The organism is Burkholderia sp. LK4 (genome assembly GCF_001043615.1).
Taxonomy (GTDB): Bacteria; Pseudomonadota; Gammaproteobacteria; order Burkholderiales; family Burkholderiaceae; genus Burkholderia; species Burkholderia cepacia.
Window position 1 is genome coordinate 12,241 of the sequence record NZ_LDUL01000034.1, and the last position, 21,193, is coordinate 33,433.

The 21,193-nt window shown below is 70.3% G+C and carries 17 protein-coding genes; 9 read left to right on the forward strand and 8 right to left on the reverse strand.

Annotation, left to right across the window (positions count from 1 at the left end; translation table 11 throughout):
* The first annotated feature begins 120 nt into the window (after nt 1-120).
* Nucleotides 121-1,395: a hypothetical protein gene (locus tag VK92_RS18330; RefSeq protein ID WP_048027020.1), complete on the forward strand. Its 1,275-nt coding sequence runs from the start codon at nt 121-123 to the stop codon at nt 1,393-1,395.
* 51 nt (nt 1,396-1,446) lie between these two features.
* Here VK92_RS18330 and VK92_RS18335 read toward each other — a convergent pair whose 3' ends face one another.
* From VK92_RS18335 to VK92_RS18345, 3 genes are all read right to left on the reverse strand, one after another.
* Nucleotides 1,447-2,589, reverse strand: coding sequence for an FAD binding domain-containing protein (locus VK92_RS18335; RefSeq protein ID WP_048027021.1), 1,143 nt, complete (start codon nt 2,587-2,589; stop codon nt 1,447-1,449).
* A gap of 39 nt (nt 2,590-2,628) precedes the next feature.
* Entirely contained in the window at nt 2,629-3,504 is an 876-nt protein-coding gene (locus VK92_RS18340; protein WP_042973926.1) for an alpha/beta fold hydrolase, read from the reverse strand.
* Between the two features lie 294 nt (nt 3,505-3,798).
* Complete coding sequence (locus VK92_RS18345) at nt 3,799-4,518, reverse strand: TetR/AcrR family transcriptional regulator (RefSeq protein WP_021158247.1); 720 nt, start codon at nt 4,516-4,518, stop codon at nt 3,799-3,801.
* A gap of 344 nt (nt 4,519-4,862) precedes the next feature.
* On the opposite strand from VK92_RS18345, the gene VK92_RS18350 reads away from it, so the two are divergent.
* The 3 genes from VK92_RS18350 to VK92_RS18360 are packed head-to-tail and all read left to right on the forward strand — an operon-like array spanning nt 4,863 to nt 8,077.
* Nucleotides 4,863-5,594 (forward strand): YoaK family protein, encoded by a 732-nt coding sequence (locus VK92_RS18350; protein ID WP_048027023.1) that lies wholly within the window; start codon nt 4,863-4,865, stop codon nt 5,592-5,594.
* Nucleotides 5,595-5,642: 48 nt separating this feature from the next.
* On the forward strand, nt 5,643-6,584 hold the full coding sequence (locus VK92_RS18355) for a hypothetical protein (RefSeq protein WP_021158249.1): 942 nt from the start codon (nt 5,643-5,645) through the stop codon (nt 6,582-6,584).
* 14 nt (nt 6,585-6,598) lie between these two features.
* Nucleotides 6,599-8,077 (forward strand): alginate export family protein, encoded by a 1,479-nt coding sequence (locus tag VK92_RS18360; RefSeq protein ID WP_048027654.1) that lies wholly within the window; start codon nt 6,599-6,601, stop codon nt 8,075-8,077.
* 26 nt (nt 8,078-8,103) lie between these two features.
* Here the strand turns inward: VK92_RS18360 and VK92_RS18365 are convergent, their stop codons facing one another.
* Entirely contained in the window at nt 8,104-9,009 is a 906-nt protein-coding gene (locus VK92_RS18365; protein ID WP_048027025.1) for a LysR family transcriptional regulator, read from the reverse strand.
* Between the two features lie 120 nt (nt 9,010-9,129).
* Here VK92_RS18365 and VK92_RS18370 point away from each other — a divergent pair, with 120 nt between their 5' ends.
* Together VK92_RS18370 and VK92_RS18375 are read left to right on the forward strand one after the other, a co-directional pair.
* Nucleotides 9,130-9,780 (forward strand): DsbA family oxidoreductase, encoded by a 651-nt coding sequence (locus VK92_RS18370; RefSeq protein ID WP_048027656.1) that lies wholly within the window; start codon nt 9,130-9,132, stop codon nt 9,778-9,780.
* Between the two features lie 135 nt (nt 9,781-9,915).
* On the forward strand, nt 9,916-10,887 hold the full coding sequence (locus VK92_RS18375; protein WP_414142941.1) for an MBL fold metallo-hydrolase: 972 nt from the start codon (nt 9,916-9,918) through the stop codon (nt 10,885-10,887).
* 69 nt (nt 10,888-10,956) lie between these two features.
* Here VK92_RS18375 and VK92_RS18380 read toward each other — a convergent pair whose 3' ends face one another.
* The gene (locus VK92_RS18380; protein WP_048027027.1) at nt 10,957-11,871 is read right to left on the reverse strand and encodes a helix-turn-helix domain-containing protein; all 915 of its coding nucleotides are present in this window, start codon (nt 11,869-11,871) and stop codon (nt 10,957-10,959) included.
* A gap of 411 nt (nt 11,872-12,282) precedes the next feature.
* Here VK92_RS18380 and VK92_RS18385 point away from each other — a divergent pair, with 411 nt between their 5' ends.
* The 3 genes from VK92_RS18385 to VK92_RS18395 all read left to right on the forward strand — a co-directional run bounded on the left by VK92_RS18385 (nt 12,283) and on the right by VK92_RS18395 (nt 18,024).
* On the forward strand, nt 12,283-15,189 hold the full coding sequence (locus VK92_RS18385; RefSeq protein ID WP_048027660.1) for an ATP-binding protein: 2,907 nt from the start codon (nt 12,283-12,285) through the stop codon (nt 15,187-15,189).
* Nucleotides 15,190-15,353: 164 nt separating this feature from the next.
* Nucleotides 15,354-17,246, forward strand: a complete 1,893-nt coding sequence (locus tag VK92_RS18390; RefSeq protein WP_048027662.1) for an amidohydrolase — start codon at nt 15,354-15,356, stop codon at nt 17,244-17,246.
* Between the two features lie 106 nt (nt 17,247-17,352).
* Nucleotides 17,353-18,024, forward strand: coding sequence for a hypothetical protein (locus VK92_RS18395; protein ID WP_021158258.1), 672 nt, complete (start codon nt 17,353-17,355; stop codon nt 18,022-18,024).
* Between the two features lie 79 nt (nt 18,025-18,103).
* On the opposite strand, the gene VK92_RS18400 is transcribed toward VK92_RS18395, so the two are convergent.
* From VK92_RS18400 to VK92_RS18410, 3 genes are all read right to left on the reverse strand, one after another.
* Nucleotides 18,104-19,216 carry an alkene reductase gene (locus tag VK92_RS18400; RefSeq protein ID WP_048027029.1) on the reverse strand — a complete coding sequence of 371 codons (1,113 nt, stop codon included), beginning with the start codon at nt 19,214-19,216 and terminating at the stop codon, nt 18,104-18,106.
* A gap of 171 nt (nt 19,217-19,387) precedes the next feature.
* Nucleotides 19,388-20,605: an MFS transporter gene (locus VK92_RS18405; protein WP_021158260.1), complete on the reverse strand. Its 1,218-nt coding sequence runs from the start codon at nt 20,603-20,605 to the stop codon at nt 19,388-19,390.
* Nucleotides 20,606-20,805: 200 nt separating this feature from the next.
* Nucleotides 20,806-21,078 carry a hypothetical protein gene (locus VK92_RS18410; RefSeq protein WP_048027031.1) on the reverse strand — a complete coding sequence of 91 codons (273 nt, stop codon included), beginning with the start codon at nt 21,076-21,078 and terminating at the stop codon, nt 20,806-20,808.
* Between the last annotated feature and the right edge of the window lie 115 nt (nt 21,079-21,193).

Genomic DNA, 21,193 nt, shown 5'->3' on the forward strand with positions numbered 1-21,193 from the left:
GCTCGCAATCGTATGACGATAACGGGTATTCGACTGCCTTCCGATAATCGGCGTCGCGCGTAAAGGCACACCGGCAGCCGGACCGATCGGAACGACGGACTGACCACTCTCACCACACGCATGAACACGTCCGACCACAACGAGGCCGACCGCCATCAACTCGTCGCGTTCGCGATCGACGACAACACGCAGGCCTGGTACGAAATGGTCATCCCGTTCATCGTCTCGCTGCGCGCGACGGACTACCGGGGGCGCATCGGCGTCATCGGCTACGGGTTGTCCGACGAGAAGCAGCAGCGGCTGCGCGCGAACGGGATCGAGGTGTACGCGGCGGCGGGCGTCGGCGACCTTGCCTGGGACCGCTACATCTCCGCGGCCGCGATCTTCGACGCCGATCCGGCGTTGCAGACGCTCGCGCTCTACGATGCCGACATCTGGTTCCCGGGGCCGCGGTTCGACATCTTCGACGTCGTGCCGCACGACGAGGCCCTTCACGTCGCACCGGATGCGCACTTCTGCGCGTTCGTGATGACGCCGCTCATCGGCGAACGGCGCGACGCGCTGATCCACCAGTGCGTGCAGGACGTGCTCGAGCGGCTGGGGCAGCCGCTGCAGGCGGGGCTCGTGGTCGGCGGCCGCGAGCCCTGGGCGCGATTCGCGCGGTTCGTCCGCGAACAGGCCGGCAGGATCGGCCAGGATTTCGTGGCGATCTACGGGCTGGACACGACCTTCCTGCATCTGTGGGGCGGCCTCGGCCACGTGCGGCTCGTGGGCTGCGAGCAGAATTTCGTCACGAAATGGGGCCTGCACGAGCGGCACGATTTCGACGCGGTCCGCATCGTGCTCGAGCATCAGGGCAAACCGATCCGTGGCCTGCACATGACGGGCGACGTGCGCTTCCTGAACCACTGGCGCTACCTGGCGCGTCATGCCGAGCATGCGATCGCGCTCGGGCAGGCGTTCGCGCTGGCGCCCGAGGCCGGCAAGCGGGCGCAGCCGGCCGATCCCGGCCTGCTTCAGCCCGAACGCTTCGTCGCGAGCGGGTTGTCGGTGCTGGCTGCGCACGAGGACGTGCTGGCGAACGTGCCGCGCCTGGCCGCGGGGCCGTCGTTCCGCAACCCGCAGGGCCATGCACTGAATGCGTGGGCGGCGCACACGGTCGAATTCGCGGTGACGCGCGACCGGTTGGTGCTGGACATCTGGCTGTCGCATCTGAGCGGCCAGCCTGCGGCGCCGGGCTTGCAACTGGAGCACAACGGCGCGACGGTCGCGCTGCTGGCGCCGCACAAGTTCAGCGTCGCGACGCAGCAGGGCGATCGGGTGGTGCTGCGCGCGCTGACGCTGCCGGGGCAGGCGTGTCATACCGCGTGGGATATCGTCGTGCGCCACGCGTGACGGCCCGGCCCGCACGCGCGATCGACCGAAGCGGCGCGCACCGCCGGACGGTCACGCGCGCCCCATGATCCGCGTGCCGAGCGAGATGCCGAGGTTGGACAGCGACGCGTTGGTCGCGAGTTGACGCTTTTCCCAGCCCGCCAGCGCGGCGTCGAACGCGGGGCCGTGCACGACGCCGCGCAGTGCCTCGGCGAGCCCGACCGCATTCTCCGCCGCTTTCGCGACGCCCGCGGCCGTATGCGGCCGCACGAGGCAGGCCGCGTCGCCGAGCAGCACCGCGCGGCCGAACGCCATGCGCTCGACCGAGAGATCGAGGATCGCCTGCGCGAACGGCGCCTGCGTCGCGTCGACGAGCGCGGCGAGCGTGGGCGCCAGCATCCGGCGGCCCGCGTCCACGAGTTCGAGACGGTTGTCGTCGCGCATCGCGCCGGGCGGCAGCGAACCGTCGCGCTGCGTGCCGTCCTGCGCGAGAAACAGCGACGGCAGGCTCGCCGGTGCGAGCCGCCGGTACCAGACCCAGTTCACGCGCCGCTTGCCCGGTTCGATCGCGCCGTCGCGGCCGGGGACCAGATAGGTGAGGAACAGGTGCGCGTCGCCTTGCTGGAACGTGAAGCGGTCGCGCAGCACGTCGAGCACCGGGGCCGGCAGCAGGTGCTCGTCGACGAGCCCGCGCCACGCGACATAACCCGCATACGCGGGCCGCGCATCGGGCAGCAGTTGCGCGCGCACGTTCGAGCGGCCGCCGTCGGCACCGACCAGCAGGTCGGCCGGCTCGACGCGGCCGTCCGCGAAGTGCGCGATCACGCGTTCGCCGTCCTGCTCGAAGCGCTCGAACGACACGCCGCCATGCACGACGCCGGCGGGCAGCGCGCGCTTCAGCGCCGTATAGATCACGTTCCACGCGGTCTGCGTCTGCGGCATGTTCATGCGTTGCACGATCCGGTCGTGCGCGTCGAGATAGATCCGGTCGCCGGAATCGACACCCGCGTCGTGCGGCACGGGCACGCCGCCGAACGCGAACGCGCGTTCGATCGGCGTTTGCAGCACGATGCCGCCGCCGCGGCTGTCGAGCTCGTTCGGCGATTGCTCGAAGACCTTGACGCGCCAGCCGGCCGCCCGCAGTGAAGTGGCGGTGAACAGCCCGCCCACCGATCCGCCGATCACGACCGCCAGCGGGCCCGAAATGTCGCTCATGCTGCCAGCCTCCCGATGGTTCGTTGCGCGCGCATCGAATCAGCCTTCCCAGTGCTGCAGGAAGTCGAGCAGCAGCGCGTTCACGCGCTCCGGCTGCTCCTCCTGCGGCAGGTGCCCGCACTGTGCGATCGGCTCGGCGCGCAGGTCCGTCGCCATGCTTTCCCACACGGATTTCATGTCGAACATCTTGCCGACCGCGTAGAAATCCTCGCCCCAGAGCGCCATCGTCGGGCACGCGATCTTGACGTCCGCGTCGACGAGATCCTGCTGCACGTCCTCGGCGTTCGCGCGATAGTCGGCCAGCGCGCCGCGCACGGCGCCCGGGCGCCGGTACGCGCGCACGTAGGTGTCGAACGCGTCGCCGGAGATCGCGTGCGGGTTGTAGCACCAGTCGGAGAAGAAGTGGCTGAGCCACTCGGCTTCCTTGCCGGCGATCAGCGCCTCGGGCAGATCCGGCACCTGATGGAACAGGAAGAACCAGTACGCGCGCGCCGTTTGCGCGGTCATGTTCTGCGCGACGATGCGCGTCGGCACGTTGTCCATCACGACGAGCCGGTCGACGCGCTCGGGGAAGTCCTTCGCGAAACGCGTCGCGACGCGCGCACCGCGGTCGTGCCCGACGAGCGCGATGCGGCCGATGCCGAGCGCGTCGAGCAGCCCGGCGACGTCGCGCGCCATGTTGCGCTTGTCGTAACCGGCGGCCGGCTTGTCGGTTTCGCCGTAACCGCGCAGGTCGGGCGCGATCACGCGGTAGCGCTGCGCGAGCGCGGGAATCTGGAAGCGCCACGCGAAGCTGGTCTCGGGGAAGCCGTGCAGCAGCACGACGGCGGGCCCGCTGCCGGCGTCGATGTAGTGCTGGCGGATGCCGTTCGCGGTGACGGTGTGATGGGTGATCGAAGGCATGGAGTGGGTCATGGGGCGGTCGCTGTTCGGTTCGGCCCGCGCGAAACCGGCGCGGCCGCAAATGCCTTTCGAGGATAGGCGAATCGTGCGGCGCGCCGGATAAATTGTTCTGAATTCGCGTGATTGCGCGCACGGCCGGAACCGGGCCGCCGGGTCACGGGCCGGCCGTGGCGGGCGGTTCCCGATCCCCGTGTGATTCGCCCGGCCGGTGGCGTCCCGTCGCGTGCGGGCCTGACGAAGACGCACGAGCGTGAACATGCCGGGCGACGATTCGACCGTCGTCGTCCGGCATGCCTGCCACCGGTGTCAGCCGCGCCGGCGCCGCCGCGCGGGTGCGTCCGACGTGAGCTGCTTCAGCGCGGCGGGCGTGCCGTGCAGGAACGCGTCGATCAGCCGTTCGATCTCGGTGTCGAGATCGTCGGGCACCGGCAGGCCGTAGACCCACTTGCGCACGCCGAAATAGAAGATGCTCGCGTGCAGGCTCCAGACCAGCTCGACTTCCGCATTGCGCTGGGCCTCGGTGGTGGGCGTCGCGAGGTCGTATTCGTGCCGCAGCTCGCGCAGCACCGGCAGGAACACGCGTTCGCGCAGCCGCGACAGGTAACGCGTGTTGAACCCCTCGCGGCTGAGCCCCGCGAAGATGAACGTGCGGATCCATTCGCGCCGCAGGATGGTTTGCGCATAGTCGCGATAGAACGCGACGAGCCGCTCCTGCAGCGACACCGTGCGGTCGGCGATCAGTTTTTCCCAGTCGGGGTTCCACGTGTAGATCTCGTCGTACACGCGGTCGATCAGCGCTTCCTTGCTCGGGAAGTACCGGTACAGCAGCGGCTGGGTGACGCCGATCTGCCGCGCGAGCTCGCGCGTGCTGCCGGAAAAGCCGTGCGTCGCGAAGTGCTCGATCGCCTTCTCGACGATCTGCCGCTCGCGCGCTTCCGGCGCGAGCCGGCGGCCCGGCGTGACGGCGTTGCCGTCGGCGTCCGTCCCGCGCTCGCGGGCCGGCGTGCTGCGTTTTCTTTCGGTCATGCATCGGCTCCCGATGGTGCGCCTGCGTTAACTATCGATCGAAAAATAGCACGATTGACAGGCCGCATGCCGTGCGCGGCGCGGCTTTCGGCGCGCTGCGGGGCCGGTGCGGGGCGCAATCCGCGTCGTGCCGGCCCGGCCCCCCGGCCACGCGAGCCCGCCGCCGATTCAGAAAAATTCAGGCGGGCGCCATGACATTAAGGTCGGCCTTCACTAGTCTGGCTTCCGAACCGCCGCACGGGCCGGATGCCAGTCGGCAGGCCGGGCCGGTCGGCGCAACCGGAGCGGAACATGCGTCATCAGATCTCGCCGGGCGCCGGCGCCACCATCCAGGAAACCGGGTCATGCCGTCGCAGCCGGTAACCGCGGGCGCCGTGCCCGACCGCGTGCGCGGCGAGGACGTGTTTCTCGCGTCGATCGCGGGTTATGTGGACACGCTCGGCTTCGTCGCGCTGTTCGGCCTGTTCACCGCGCACGTCACCGGCAACTTCATCCTGATCGGCTCGGGCCTGGCCGGCGTCGGGCAAGGGCTCGCGATCAAGTGGCTCGCGTTTCCGGCCTTCATCGCGGGGATCGTCGTCGCGCGCGTGCTCGACCACCGGATGCGCCAGCTGGGCCACGGCGTGCGCGCGCGTTCGCTGTATGCGCTGCAGGCCGTGCTGCTGGCCGGGTTCATGCTGGCCGGCGTGATGGCCTCGCCGATCGCCGATGCCGACGCGCCGAGGACGATCCTGTGCGGCCTCCTCGGCGCCGCGGCGATGGGCGTCCAGAACGCGCACGCGCGGCTGACGGCCCGTTCGGTCGTCGCCAACACGGTGATGACGGGCAACGTCACGCAGGCGGTGATCGATGCATTCGACTGGCTGGTGCCGCTCGCCGCGCCGGCCGAACGCGCAGCCGCGCGCGTGCGGCTGCGGCGCACGCTGCCGCCGGTCGCGGGCTTCGCGCTCGGCGCCGGCGCGGGCGCGATGGCTTATCTGTTCGCGGCGTTCTGGGCGCTCGCGCTGCCGCTCGCGGTGCTGTGCTTCCTCGCCTATCAATCCGGTCGGCCCGACGAGCGGCCGACGTCACGCTGAATGCGCGCGCGGCATGTGGCCGCGCGTGCCACTTTCAAGGAGAACCCGATGATCGCACTGAAATTGCAACAGGCATGGCGGCTGACGGCCGCGTCGGCGGCCGTGCTCGGCGCATTGCTGGCAACCGCGCCGGCCCATGCCGACGAGACGCGCCTGCTCGACACGTCGTCCGCGAAGGTGCCGGCCGTCGCGGTCGGCCCGCAGTACGACACGACGCACGTGTGCGTCGCGCCGGAAGATTTCGACCGTTTCACCGACAGCTTCGTCGCGACGTTCGGCGGCAAGAAATCGCAGCAGGGCGTGTTCCAGGTCACGCCGACGCCGAGCCAGACGATGTCGCAGCTCGTGTTCACGCCGGCCGGCACGATCTCGGTGTTCGGCTTCAAGACGCCGATCCCTTATCCGTTCTGCCAGGAGCGCACCGGTTACCTCGTCACCGACATGGACGTCGCGATGAAATCGGCGCGTGCGCACGGCGCGGACGTGGTCGTCGACACGTTCCCCGACCCGATCGGCCGCGACGCGATCATCCGCTGGCCGGGCGGCGTGAACATGCAGCTCTACTGGCACACGCAGGCGCCGAAATACGACCCGCTGCAGACGGTGCCGGAAAACCGCGTGTACGTGTCGCCGGAAAGCGCGAGCAAGCTGGTGCACGACTTCGTCGCGTTCTCGCGCGGCAAGGTGGTGTCCGACGTGCGCAAGGCGCCGGGCATCGAGATTGGCCGGCCGAACGATACGTATCGCCGCATCCGCATCGAATCGGGTTTCGGCAAGATGACCGTGCTCGCCACCGACGGCCATCTGCCTTACCCGTTCGGCCGCGAGATGACGGGCTACGAAGTGCCGGACCTGGCCGCGACGCTGAAGCAGGCGCAGGCCGCGGGCGTGACCGTGCTGGTGCCGACGTTCACGTCGGACGGGCGCGATGCGGCGCTCGTGCAGTTCCCGGGCGGCTACGTCGCCGAAATCCACGCGCGGTCGAAGTGATGGAACGCGGGTCGATGGGGCGGGCATGGCGGCGCGTGCTGCCGGCCGCCGTGCTGGCCGGCGGCGTCGCGGGTTATGCGGGTACGGCGGCCGGGGCCGAGGATGCCGCTTCGGCGGCTTCGACAGCTTCGACAGCTTCGACAGCTTCGGCGGCCCCGGCCGCCGGCACGACGTGTACCGCGAAGCGGCCCACGGTGCTGTTCAACCGCTGGCAGGAAGACTGGTCGGTGCTCGCGAACCCGTGCGTGCCGCGCCAGCCGGGCGATGCGCTGAAGTACATCCCGCTCGGCGGCGACCCGTCGACCTACCTGTCGCTCGGCGCGAACCTGCGCGAGCGCTTCGAGCTGAACAACGCGCCGCTGTTCGGGCTCGGCGCCGCGCACGACGACAACTACGTGATCCAGCGAGCGACGGTGCATGCGGACCTGCGTTACGCCGGGCATGTCCAGGCGTTCGTCCAGTTCGTCGATGCGCGGCCGTTCGGCAAGGACACGGTGTCGCCCGTCGACAAGGATCAGCTCGATATCGAGCAGGCGTTCGTCGCGTATGTCGACCAGATCGGCGGCGGCACGTTCAAGGCGCGGATCGGCCGGCAGGAGATGGCGTACGACCTGCAGCGGTTCGTGTCGGTGCGCGACGGCCCGAACGTGCGCCAGGCGTTCGACGCGCTGTGGGCGGATTACGAAATCGGCAAGTGGCGGCTGATCGGCTATGTGACGCGCCCGGTGCAGTATCGCAACGACGCGTCGTTCGACGACGTGTCGAACCGGCACCTGCGGTTCGACGGCGTGCGTGTCGAGCGCACCAACACGGGCCCCGGCGACCTGTCGGCGTACTGGTCGCGTTATACGCGCGACAACGCGCGCTACATCGCGGGGGCCGGCACCGAGCGGCGCGACGTGTTCGACATGCGCTACGCGGGCAAGTCCAGCGGGTTCGACTGGGACGTCGAGGCGATGCTCCAGACCGGGCACATCGGCCAGGACACGATCGGCGCGTGGGCATTCGGCGCGCTGGGCGGCTACACGTTCGCGAAGACGCCGGGCACGCCGCGCGTCGGCATCCAGGTCGACGGCGCATCGGGCGACAAGCATCCCGGCGACGGACGCATGGGCACCTTCAACCCGCTGTTCCCGAACGGCTATTACTTCACGCTCGCGGGCTACACCGGCTACAGCAACCTGATCCACGTGAAGCCGTCGCTGACGTTCAAGCCGTCGAGCAGCGTGACGGTGCTGACCGCGGTCGGTTTCCAGTGGCGCGAGACGACGGCCGACGCGATCTACGGGCAGGGGATGTCGGCGGTGCCCGGCACCGCAGGCAAGGGCGGTTCGTACACGGGGATGTATGCGCAGGCCCGCGTGGACTGGCTCGTCAATCCGAACATGGCGCTGGCCGTCGAGGCCGTGCACTTCCAGATCGCCGATTCGATCCGCGCGCTCGGCGCGCGCAATGCCGACTACGTAGGCGTCGAAGCGAAGTTCGGCTGGTAGCGTCGCGCGGCATGCCGCCGGACGGCTCAGTGCGGCGCGCGCACCAGCGTTTCGACGAAATCGATGAACGCGGTCACGCGTTTCGAGCCGCGCTGGGTCGGCAGGTAGAGCGCGGTGACGACCGAGCGGGCCGTGCCGGGCGTCACGTCGTATTGCTCGAAGAGGCGGCGCAGGCGGCCCGACTGGACGTCGGCCTCGACCAGCCAGTCGGGCAGCAGCGCGATGCCGGCGCCGTCGAGCGCAGCATCGCGAAGCACTTCGCTGTGGTTCGATTTCAGGCGCCCGGCAACGCGCACCTGCGCCGTGCCGTGCGCGTCGACGAACGACCACGCCTGCTGGTCGCCGCCGAAGTGAAAGCGCAGGCACGCGTGATCGACGAGCTCGCCCGGCGCGGCCGGCGTGCCGTGCGCGGCGAGGTAGTCGTGGCTCGCGACGACGTAGCGCTGGAACGTGCCGAGCGTTCGCGCGACGACTTCGGCGGACGGCGCCGCTTCGCCGAGCCGGATCGCGACGTCGATGCGGCTCGCGACGAGATCGACGCGTTCGTCGGTGAGCTGCAGGTCGAGGTCGAGCTTCGGATGGCGCGCGAGGAACGCCGCGACGTGCGGCGCGATGCGGCGCACGCCGTACGCGACCGGCACCGACACGCGCAGCGGCCCGGACGGCTCGTCGCCGCGATCGGACACCAGCGCGTCGGCTTCCGCGAGTTCCTCGAGCAGCTGCTTCGCGCGGGCGTAGTACATGGCGCCGGCATCGGAGAGCGTGACCTGGCGCGTCGTGCGATTCAGCAGCACGGTGCCGAGCGACGCCTCGAGCGCATCCACCGCGCGTACCACCGACGATGCCGCGAGGTCGAGGCGGCGCCCCGCGCTCGAGAAACCGCCGGCTTCCGCTACTTCGACGAACGCGCGCAGCGCGGAGAATTTGTCCATGTCGTGCTCTTCGAGTCTTCGTGCCTTTGTGCAGGCCGCAACGATGCATTGCGTGCCGTTCGCATTCTAACGTCGCCGCGCAAGCGTTATCTTCCGGACTGCAATGTACAGGAGATGACGATGAAACCCGTCGAAGTAACCGTGACCTACGACCTGATCTGCCCGTGGTGCTGGATCGCGGAGCACCGGCTCGCGGAGGCGATCGAGGCAGCCGGCCTGGCCGGCGCCGTGAACGTGCGGTTCGTGCCGTTCGAGCTGAACCCGACGATGCCGGCCGGCGGCATCGACCGCAAGGCGTACCGGAGCGCGAAGTTCGGCAGCTGGGCGCGTTCGCAGGCGCTCGATGCGCACGTGGCCGACGCCGGCCGCGCGGCGGGCCTCGTGTTCGACCACGCACGGATCGCGCGCACGCCGAACACGCGGCTCGCGCACCGGCTCGTCTGGTTCGCGCAGCAGCACGGCAGCGCGGTCGCGCTCGTCGATGCGCTGTTTGCCGCGTATTTCCGCGACGGCCGCGATATCGGCGATACGGACGTGCTGGTCGAGGTCGCGGCCGGCGCCGGCCTGTCCGGCGATGGGGTGCGTGCCTTCCTCGCATCCGGCGAAGGGCTCGACGCGGTGGTCGCGCTCGAGGAGGCGGCGGTGCGCGACGGCATCGCGTCGGTGCCGTCGACGCGCATCGGTACGACGGTCGTCAGCGGCGCGCAGCCGGCCGACGTGTTTCGCGCCGCGTTGCTCGACGCGCAGCGCGCGCGGGATCGGGCCGCGTAAGCCGCGCCGGCTTTCAGAACGATTCATGTCGTGCTCAGGATTATTGCGAAACCGGCCGGTAAGCTCGGTGTCGCGCGCCTGACCGGCCGGGCCGGCACCGCGCGCGATATCTCGATACGCAACCGGGGAGCGGACATGAAGAACCTGAACTGGCGTACCGGCGGCATGCTGGTCATCGCGTGGTGCTTCGGCATCCTCGCATCGGCCGCGTGTGCCGCCGAACCGGGCGGCGCCGATCAGGCGCCCGGCTTCTATCGGCAGCAGCTCGGCAGCCTGCGGATCGTCGCGCTGTCCGACGGCACGCATCCGTTTCCGGTCGATACGGTGTTCCGCGACATCTCGAAGGACGACATCCGGCGCGATCTCGACCGCGCGTTTCTCGAACCGCCCGTGCAGGGCTCGATCAACGCGTTCCTGGTCGATACCGGCACGAAGCGGATCCTCGTCGATTCGGGGGCCGGCGTGCTGTACGGCGATTGCTGCGGCAAGCTGCTCGCGAACCTGCGTGCGGCCGGTTATGCGCCGGAGCAGATCGACGAGGTGCTGCTCACCCACCTGCACAAGGATCATGTCGGCGGCATCGTGACGAACGGCAGGATGACCTTCCCGAACGCGGTGGTGCGCGTGAACGAGATCGAAGCGAACTACTGGCTCGATCCGGACAACAAGGCACAGGCGCCGGCGTTCCTCGCGTCGTTCTTCGATGCGGCTGCCGCGTCGGTCGCGCCGTATATCGCGGCGGGCCGCTTCAAGACGTTTCGCGGCGAAGCGACGCTCGCGCCCGGCATTCGCGCGGTGCCGATGCCAGGCCATACGCCGGGCCATACCGCGTACCTGATCGAGAGCGGCGACGCCGGGCTGCTCGCGTGGGGCGACATCGTGCACGTCGCGGCGATCCAGCTGCAGGACCCGGACGCGACGGTCCAGTACGACAGCGATGCGGACGTGGCGCGCCGCACCCGGCGCGATACGCTGAAGCGCGTCGCGAACAAGCGTTACCTCGTCGGCGCCGCGCATATCGCGTTTCCCGGGCTCGGGCATTTGCGCAGGGACGGGGAGCAGTACGACTGGGTGCCGGTCAATTACGACGCGACGCCGCTGCGGTGAGCGACGGGCGATGCGCGCCGTGAGGTGCCGTGATGCGCGCGTAGCGGTGGCACGCGGCGCGCGGCCGCGTCAGCGCGTCAGTTCGCGCCGCCAGGCGCCGGGCGGATGGCCGACGATGCGCGCGAATACGCGGTTCAGGTGGCTCTGGTCAGCGAAGCCGCAGGCGGCCGCGATTTCCGCGAGCGACATGTCGGTCGTCTCGATCAGTTGCCGCGCGCGGATCACACGCTGTTCGAGCAGCCATTGATGCGGCGTGCGCCCCGTCGTGCGCGAGAACGCACGAATGAAATAGCCGCGCGACAGATCGCATTCGCGCGCCACTTCCTCGATCGACACGCCGAGATCGGCCTTCTCCATCAGCAGCTCTTTCGCGAGCGCCGTCTTCGCCGGCGACAGCAGGCCCTTGTGCCGCAGGTCGCGCGCGTCCGCGTTGCCGTACTGGCGCGCGAGATGCGCGCCGATCGCGAGCCCCATCTGCTCGACGAACAGCGCGTTCAGTACGCCGGGCTCGTCGAGGCTGTCGGCCACCGCGTGCGCGAGATGGCCCAGCACCTCGTCCTGTACGTCGGGCGCGCAGGTCAGGCCGCCGATTTCGGTGCCGTCGTGCTCGCGGCCGAGGCCGTCGAGATACGCGTGCGACAGCTCGACCAGCAGGAAGTCGAACTTGCCGTACAGGTCGGCACGAAAATCCCGGGAGAAGTCGCGAATGTAGATCGAGTTGTGCTGGAACCGCCGCTCGGAGCGGGATTGGCCGGTGCCGCCGTAGATCGTGCGCCGGTGCCCGTCGTTGAGCGACACGCCGATCAGGAAGCCGCGATCGCTGGCCGACATCTCGATGCGCTCGAAGTGCTCGTCGCGCATGCATTTGCGATGGAGCGTGAGCCCGCCGACCGAGCGTTCGATGTCCTTGGACAGCAGGCTCGACAGGCAGCCGAGCGTGTCTTTCGGCCGTGCGGCCGGGGGCGCGGCGAGGGAATCTGGCATGGCGGAACAATCCTTCGTTGGGGGGCGGCGCGCGAACATATTTACGCGAAGTTTAAACGGTGCACTCACCCGGCCCAAGTTAACTTGAATAAATGTCCACTTGCTGACGAAATGCTTGCCAGCGGCCCGACCCGCACCGCGCGGGCTTCGACGGGCACGCGAGCGCGCTGCCATGGCCAACGCGGGGCCGATGTCGCCCCATTTTCATTCGGCGCGGCACCCGCCCGCGGGCGCGCCGGTGGGCGGGAGGCCAGCGCATTTTCCTTCAAGATTTTTGTTAATTCGGTGTTTACACTCAGTCCACATTTTGAGACTTTGCGCCCGGCCGGCAGCGCTGCACGGGTGTGCATTCCCGCCCTGGTGAACGGCCGTGTTCACACGGCGGTCATCGTGGGGAACCTGGAGGCGGCCATGATCCAGATCGGGACGTTGTCGGTGGATTTCGAGCAGCGGGACATTCGCCACCACGGCGCGTCGCTGCGTATCGGCGCACGCGCGCTTGACATACTTGAAGTGCTGCATCGTGCCAACGGTTCCGTCGTGTCGAAGGACGACATCATGGATGCCGTGTGGCCGGGCCTGATCGTCGAGGAAAACCGGCTGCAGGTTCACGTCGCGACGCTGCGCAAGGCGCTGGGCGCGGACCGCGACCTGATCAAGACGGTGCCGGGCCGCGGTTACCTGCTGGTCGCGCCGCCCGCCGTCGCGCACGAGCCCGCGCCGCGCGCGGCCGCGTTGCCGGCCGCCCCCGTCGCGGCGGCCCGCCCGGTTTCGCTCGTCGGGCGCCAGGCGGAGATCGGGCAGATCGTCGACAGGATCGAGCGCGCACCGGTCGTCACGCTCGTCGGGGCGGGCGGCATCGGCAAGACGAGCCTGGCCGGCCGCGTCGCCCACGAGCTGCGCGAGCGGTCCGGCGAACGCGTGCTGTTCGTCGCGCTCGCGAGCGCCGCGACGCGCGACGACGTGCTGCTCGCGATCGCCGCGGAACTCGGCCTCGAGACCGTCGGCGTGCCGGGCATCGCCCCGATCGCCGGCGCGTTCGCCGCGTCGCCGGCCCTGCTCGTGCTCGACAACGCGGAACACGTCGTCGATCTGGTGGCCGATCTCGTCGATACGCTGACGTCGCGTGCGCCGTCGCTGCGCGTGCTCGCGACGAGCCGCGAACCCCTGCATATCTCGGCCGAAGCCGTGTTTCGCGTGAGCCCGCTGGCGGTGCCGCACAGCGACGCGCCGCTCGACGAGATCGTGCGCCATTCGGCCGTCGAGCTGTTCCTCGCGCGGATCCGCGCCGCCACGCCCGACTGCGCGGTCGATGCGGCCGGCATCCGGCTGATCGGCGACATCTGCCGGCGCCTGGACGGGCTGCCGCTCGCGATCGAGCTGGCTGCCGCGCGCGTCGCGACGCTCGGGCTCGAGGCCGTCGCCGCGCGTCTGGACGACCGGCTGAACCTGCTGACCGGCGGGCTGCGCTCGGCGCTGCCGCGCCACCAGACGTTGCGGGCGACGTTCGACTGGAGCTACGTGCTGCTGGATGCGGCCGAGCGCGCGCTGTTTCGCCGCATGGCGTGCTTCATCGGGCCGTTCACGTTCGATGCCGCGCGCGAGGTCGCGATGGATCCCGGGATGTCGGCCGCCGAGACGATCGCGGTGCTCGGCGAACTGGTCGCGAAGTCGCTGGTGACCGTCGAGTTCCACGGCGCGCACGCGCGTTACCGGTTGACGGAATCGACGCGCGCGTACGCGCTCGAAAAACTGCGCAACGAAGGCGAATTCGACCTCGTCGCCGAGCGTCATGCGTGTTACGAACGCGAGCACGGGGAGGCGCGGATGCAGGCGCTGACGCCGGCCGCGGATCTCGCGAGTCCGCGTGTCGCCACGGACGCGCCGGCGCCGGCGCCGCACGAGCCCGTCGCGGTCGAGCCGCGCGGGCACGAAGCGGACGCACTGGCGCTCGCGTTGCTGGAGCCGGCGCGGATGCGCGAATGCGCGCAACCGGCGCGGCGGGCGCTCGACGCGATCGAGGCCGGCGGAACCGGCGATGCCGGCAGCATCGACGCGGCACGCGAGCTGCGCTTGCGCGCGGCCTACGCGACGGCGCTGCTGCATACCGACGGCGATACGCACGCGGCGGCCGCGATGTGGGACCGGACGCTCGTGCTCGCGGGCCGGATCGGCGACGAGGCGTTCGACGCGTGCGCGCTGGTCGGGCTGTGGAACACGATGCTGACGCGCTCCGACATCCACGAATCGCTGCGCTACGCGACGCGTTTCGAGCGCGCGGCCGAACGGCGCGGCGACCGGCCGCAGCGGCTGCTGGCGAACGCGATGGTCGCGACGTCGCTGCATTACTTCGGCGAACACGCGCAGGCCCGCGAGCGGCTGGAGGCCGCGACCGCCGGGCTGGACGTGGCCGGCGAGCCGTCCTGCGCGGAAGCCGCGCTCGGGGTCGACGTCGCGACGCTCGGCCGCACGATGCTGATGCGGCTCGTCTGGATGCAGGGCGATCCGGAATACGCGATGCGGCTGGCCGCGCAGGCGGTCGAATCCGCGCGTCGCACCGGGTCGGGGCTGGCGCTGTGCGTCGTGCTCGGCGCCGCGGCCGTGCCGATCGCGCTGCGCTACGGCGATCACGACGTGATTTCCGACTATCTCGGCACGCTGCGCTCGACCGCGGAGGCGAACGGGTTCGACATCTGGCTCAGCCATGCGGAAGGCCTCGCCGGGCAGTTCGACATGCAGGCCGGGCATCCCGGCGCCGGTCTCGCGCGGCTGGAACCCGCGCTGCGGCGCATCGAGGCGAGCGGGTTCCGGCGCCTGCTCGCGCCGCTGGTCGTCGCGTACGCGGAAGGGCTGACGCGCACCGGCCGCGCGGCCGAGGCATGCGCGAAACTCGACGCGACGCTCGCGCGCTGCCGCGCGCACGGCGAGCATCTGTTCGTGCCGGAACTGCTGCGCGTCCGGGGGCTCGCGATGCTCGAGCAGGCCCGCACCGCGGAGCCCGATGCCGCGCTCGCGTACGAAGTCGAAGGGCACCGGCATCTGCTGACCGGGATCCATACCGCGAACGGGCAGGGCGCCGCGATGTGGGCGCTGCGCGGCACGCTCGATCTCGCCGATCACCTGATCGAGCGCGGGCGGACCGGCCAGGCGTCGTCGCTGGTGGCGAACCTGTCGGGGCATTTCGATCCGCAATCGCGCGCATTCGACGTGCGCCGGCTCGCGCGCCTGCAGAACTTCGTGCGCCCGGAGCCGGCACTGCCGGCGGGCCGGCCGCGCATGCGGCACGAGGCGGCGGATGCGATGCAGCAGGTGGCGTAACGGCATGCCCGGTTCGCGCAGGACGACACCGCGCCATCGCGCCGCGGCCCGTCAGTCCGATCGTTCAATGTTCAAGGGGGAGTGGATGGTCCGTGTATCGTCGAACCGGAGGCAGGCGGCATGCGGCCGCGTGCCGGCTCACGGCGCAAGCGGAGGGCCTGACGGTGCTTAGGGCGACGGCATCCGCCGCGGCGGCGGACCTCATCGTATGCAATGGCAAGATCGCGACGCAGGACGACCGGCAGTCGTTCGTGACCGCGCTCGCCGTGAAGGACGGCCGGATTCTCGCAACGGGCAGCGGGCACGACGTGATGTGCCATGCGCATGCCGGCACGCAGTGCATCGACCTGAACGGCCGCACCGTGATCCCGGGGCTGAACGATTCGCACCTGCACATGATCCGCGGCGGCCTGAACTTCAACCTGGAACTGCGCTGGGACGGCGTGCAGACGCTGGCCGACGCGCTCGCGATGCTGCGTCGCCAGGTGCTGCGCACGCCCGCGCCGCACTGGGTGCGCGTGGTCGGCGGCTGGACCGAATTCCAGTTCGCCGAAAAGCGCGGGCCGACGGCGGCCGAACTGAACGCGATCGCGCCCGACACGCCGGTCTTCATCATGCACCTGGGCGACAGCGCGCTGCTGAACGCGGCCGCGCTGCGCGCGATCGGCTACGGCCGCGACACGTCGAACCCGCCCGGCGGCGAGATCCAGCGCGACCGCCTCGGCCGGCCGACCGGCCTGCTGATCGCGCGCCCGGACATGGCCGTGCTGCACGAGGCGCTCGAACGCGCCCCGAAGCTCGGCCACGACGACCAGATGAATTCGATGCGGCATTTCATGCGCGAGCTGAACCGGCTCGGCGTGACGAGCGCGATCGACGCGGGCGGCGATTTCCAGTCCTTTCCGGACGACTACGGCGCGATCCTGGCCCTCGCGCGGCGCGGCGAAATGACCGTGCGCGTCGCGTACAGCCTGTTCGTGCAGCATGCGGGGCGGGAGCTCGACGACTACGCGCGCTGGGTGACGCTCGCGAAACCCGGCGACGGCGACGCGTTCCTGCGGATGAACGGCGCCGGCGAGCTGCTGGTGTATTCGGCCGCCGATTTCGGCAATTTTCTCGAACCGCGCCCCGATCTGCCGGCGGCGCTGGAGGCCGAGCTGGCCGCGGTGGTGCGGCTGCTGGTGCGGCACCGCTGGCCGTTCCGGCTGCATGCGACCTACGACGAATCGATCGGCCGCTTCCTGAACGTGCTCGAAGCTGTGAACCGCGAGACGCCGTTCGACGGCCTGCGCTGGTTCTTCGATCACTGCGAGACGATCACGGATGCGAACATCGCGCGCATCGCCGCGCTCGGCGGCGGCGTGACGGTCCAGCACCGGATGGCGTTCCAGGGCGAGTACTTCATCGCGCGTTACGGCGCGCAAGCCGCGATGCGCACGCCGCCGATCCGCGCGATGCTGGCGGCCGGGCTGCCGGTCGGCGCGGGCACCGATGCAACGCGCATCGCAAGCTACAACCCGTTCGTGTCGCTGTACTGGATGGTGTCGGGGCGCACGGTCGGCGGCACGGCGCTGTATCCGGAACGCAACCGGCTCGGCCGGATGGAAGCGCTGCGCTGCTATACGGTCGGCAGCGCGTGGTTTTCCGGCGAGGACGACTGCAAGGGCGCGCTGGTGCCCGGCCACTACGCCGATTTCGCGGTGCTGACGGACGACTACTTCACGATCGACGAAGCGCGGATCACGTCGCTGTCGTCGGTGCTGACGGTCGTCGGCGGCAGGATCGTGCATGCGGACGACGAGTTCGCGTCGCTCGCACCGCCGCCGCCGGCGGTCAGCCCCGCGTGGTCGCCGGTCGCCGAATTCGGCGGTGCCGGCCGGCGTCGTTCGGCCGAGTCGGCTTCGCTGCGTGCCGCAGCCGGTGCAGCCGGCGCGGGCCCGCTGGCGGCCGGTGCCGCGCGGGGGTTCGGGCGCGCGTTCGTGCAGCGCCTGCATGCGGCCGCGATGGAAACCGCCGAGCAGTGCGAAGCATCGGGCTACCCCGGTTTCGCGTACTAGGCCGACGCCGTACCGGCCGTCAGTGTGCCCGCGCCGGCTGCGTCGGCGCGGGCCGCGCGAGACATGGACAATTTTCCGCCCCCGGCGAGGGGTAGAAGGAGACGAGATGAGTTCTGCGCACACGTGCGCGTCGGCCGACGATGAAGTCGCCGGTGTCCGCATTCCGCGGACGCCGATGGCGATCGAAGCGGCCGAAGCAGCCCGCGCGTCGCTGCCGCGGGCGATCACCGGGCATGCGAGCCGGGTGTTCGTGCTCGCGTCGCTGGCCGCGCAGCGTGCCGGCGAGACCTGCGATGCCGATGCGCTGTATGTGGCCGCGATGTACGCGAACATGGGACTGAGCACCGCGTATGGCCGCTCGGCCGCGCGCTACGAGCTCGACAGCGCCGATGCCGCCGATACGTTCCTGCTGCGCCACCAGACGTCGCAGCGCCTGCGCGACGACGTGTGGCACGCGATCGCGCTGCATACGACGCCCGGCGTTGCCGCGCGCGTGTCGCCGCTCGCTCGCGTGCTGGCGGCCGCCGTCTCGACCGACCTGATGGCCACCGATTTCGACGCGTATTCGGCCGACGAGCGGCGCGCGCTGCTCGCCGCCTACCCGCGCGGCGAAGGCTTCGGCGACGCGTTCCTCGATGCGGTCGCGCGCGGTGTCGCGCACCGGCCGGCGTCGACGTTCGGCACGTGGAGCGCCGACGTGCTCGAACGCGCCGATCCGGATTTCCACCGGCTGAATTTCTGCGGGCGCGTGCTCGGCGCACGCTGGCAGGACGCCTGACGGCGTCCCGCAGGTTCCGGCTGGTTCCGGCGGCGTGAGCCGGGTGCACAGGTGCTCGCGCGCCTGCGCACCTCGGCGCTTACGCACTCACGCCCGCCGCATCGTGACGCGCATAGTCGACGTAGCCCGCGCGGTCGCCGCCGTACCAGCCGACCGCCTTCGGCGCGGCGAGCGGTGCGTTCGCCGCGAGGCGTTCGACCAGATCGGGGTTCGCGATGTACGCCCGCGCGAACGCGACGAGATCTGCGTCGCCCGCGTCGATCAGCGCATTCGCGGCGTCCGGCGCGATGCCGCCGTTGACGATCAGCGTGCCGCCGAAATGCTGGCGCGTGTTCGCGACGATGCGCGGCAGGTCGGGTTCACCGCTCCAGCCGTTGGTGTCCGCCGCGTGCACATAGGCGACGCCGGCTTCGTCGAGCATGCGGCCGACGTACGCGTACGTTGCATCCGGATCCGCGTCACGCACGTTGTTGTATTTCGCGTACGGCGAGATGCGCACGCCCACGCGGCTGAGCGGCATCACGGCGCCGACCGCGTCGACGATCTCCTCGAGGAAGCGCGCGCGGTTCGCGACCGAGCCGCCGTATCGGTCGTCGCGGCGGTTCAGCGTCGACGACAGGAACTGGTGCGGCAGGTAGCCGTTGGCCGCGTGGATCTCGACGCCGTCGAAGCCGGCCGCCATCGCGCGAACGGCCGCGTCGCGGAATTCGTCGACCGTGTCGGCCACCTCGTCCGTCGTCATCGCGCGCGACGGCGTCGCGTGGATCTTCGTGTAATAGCCGTTCTGCAACTGCGCCCACACCTGCAACTGCTCGAGATCGTCGTTCACGCCGGACGGCGACAGCGGCGCGGCGCCGCCGAGCAGCGTCAGCGAGCTCACGCGGCCGCCGTGCCACAGCTGCGCGAAGATCCGGCCGCCGTTCGCATGCACGGCGTCCGTGACCTGCTTCCAGCCGGCCGCCTGCTCGTCGGTGACGAGCCCCGGCGTCAGTTCGAACGAAGCGGACGCCGGGCTGACGTTGGTCGCCTCGGTCACGATCAGGCCGGCGGACGCGCGCTGCGCGTAGTACTCGGCCATCAGTTCGGTCGGCTGGCCGCGCGACGGCGCGCGCGAGCGCGTCATCGGCCCCATCACGACACGGTTGGGAAGCGGCAGGCCGCGCAGGTCGTAGTGGCTGAGCAGGGAAGACATGATGGATTCCTTTTTGCGTGAGGCAGGGCGGCGCCGCGTGTCGCGTGGTGGCGACCGGTCAGGCGGCGGGCCCTGCGGAAAGTTCGGGAAAGACGGAGACGTCGTGCCGGCAGCGTTCCGGCGCGCATGCGGCCCGGAGGGCGTCGCGCGTGAACCGGTGCCGGCGCCGGTTCAGGACTGGGCGTGGCGTTGTGCGTGCGGACGCCCGATCACGAGGTAGTGGGCGAGCGCGATGACCGGGAACGCGCCGGCGACTGCAGCGACGAGCGGCCAGCCGCCGTGTTCGTACAGCGGGCTCGCGAGCGCGGAGCCGATCGCGCCGCCGACGAAGATGCTCGTCATGTACAGCGCGTTCAGCCGGTTGCGGCTTGCCGCGTGCAGCGCATAGATCTCGCGCTGGCCGAGCACCATGTTCATCTGCACTGCGAAGTCGAGCACGATGCCGGTGACGACGAGGCCATACAGGCCGGCGCCGTGGATCAGCGCGACCGCGTACGACAGCGCGCCGGCGACCAGCGCGATCAGCGTCGCCCGCACGCCGTGGCCGGCATCGGCGAGGCGGCCGGCAACCGGGGCCGACGTCGCGCCGATGGCCCCGACCAGCGCGAACAGGCCGATGGCCGATTGCGACAGCCCGTAGTGGCGCGTGAGCTCGACCGGCACGGCGGTCCAGAACAGGCTGAACGACGCGAACATCAGGCCCTGGTAGAACGCGCGATGGCGCAGCACCGGCATCGTGCGGACCAGGTGCAGCAGCGAGCCGATCAGCTCGAAATAGGTCGCGCGGTGATCGGGCTGGCGCGACGGGATCGTCAGCGCGAGCACGGCGGTCACGAGCGTCATCAGCACCGCGGCGGCCGCGAACACGAAGCGCCAGCCGAACGCGTCGGCCACCACGCTCGACAGCGGGCGCGCGAGCAGGATGCCGAGCAGCAGCCCGCCCATGATCGTGCCGACCACGCGGCCGCGCGAATGATCGGGCGCGAGGTGCGCGGCGAGCGGCACCAGGATCTGCACCGCGACCGAGCTGAAGCCGATCAGCAGCGAAACCGCGAGGAACAGTCCGGGCGTCTGCACGACGGCCGCCGCCGCGAGGCTCGCGATCGACACGACGGCCGTGACGATCATCAGCTTGCGGTTCTCGAGCAGGTCGCCGAGCGGCACGATGAAGAACAGGCCGAACGCATAGCCGATCTGCGTCAGCGACACGATCAGGCTCGCGGTTGCGCCGGACATGTGCAGGCTGGGCGCGATGAGTTCGGTGATCGGCTGCGCGTAGTACAGGTTCGCGACGATCGCGCCGCAACTGAACGCGAACAGCAGGATGAGGCCCTGCGTGAGCTTGGCTGCGTGCCCGTGGGCCGCGAGCGGGGTGGATTCTGCTGACATGGTCGACTCCTTCGAAAGAGATGTCGGGGGCCCGGCTGTCGGGCGGGCGTGATGGGATACGGGTGTTCGGGTGTTCGCCGCGGCGAAACGCAAGCCGCCGCATTGCCGACAAGGTTATTGATCGATCGATAACAAGAGAATACGGCCGGCGCGCAATCGAGCTTTGCGTGCCGCGCAAAGGGGTCGGAGCGCGTGCGGGTTCATGTGAGGGGGCTGAGGCCGAAGCCGAGATCGGTCGCGAGCCGCATGCCGGGGAGGGCGAGGGTGACCGCTGCGACGCGGCGCGTGGCCGCCCACGACGCGGTGCGCGGCGCGACGTCGCGCGCGTCGGCCGGCAACGCCTGCGCGAGCGTGGCCGGGGCGGCGAGCGCCTTCGACTTGCCGGATGCCGGATGCCGGATGCGGGCGCGGCGTGCGGGCCGCGTCGCCGACGCGCGCGATGCGCCCGTGCGCGAACGCGGGGCCGAGGACATCGAAGACGGCGTGGACGTCCTGGACGGACGGGCCGGCGTTCGCGATCGTCATGTTGGGCCTCTCGAAACGGGCCTCCGGCGCGGATATCGCGGATCGCAAGGCCCCTGAGAGCAG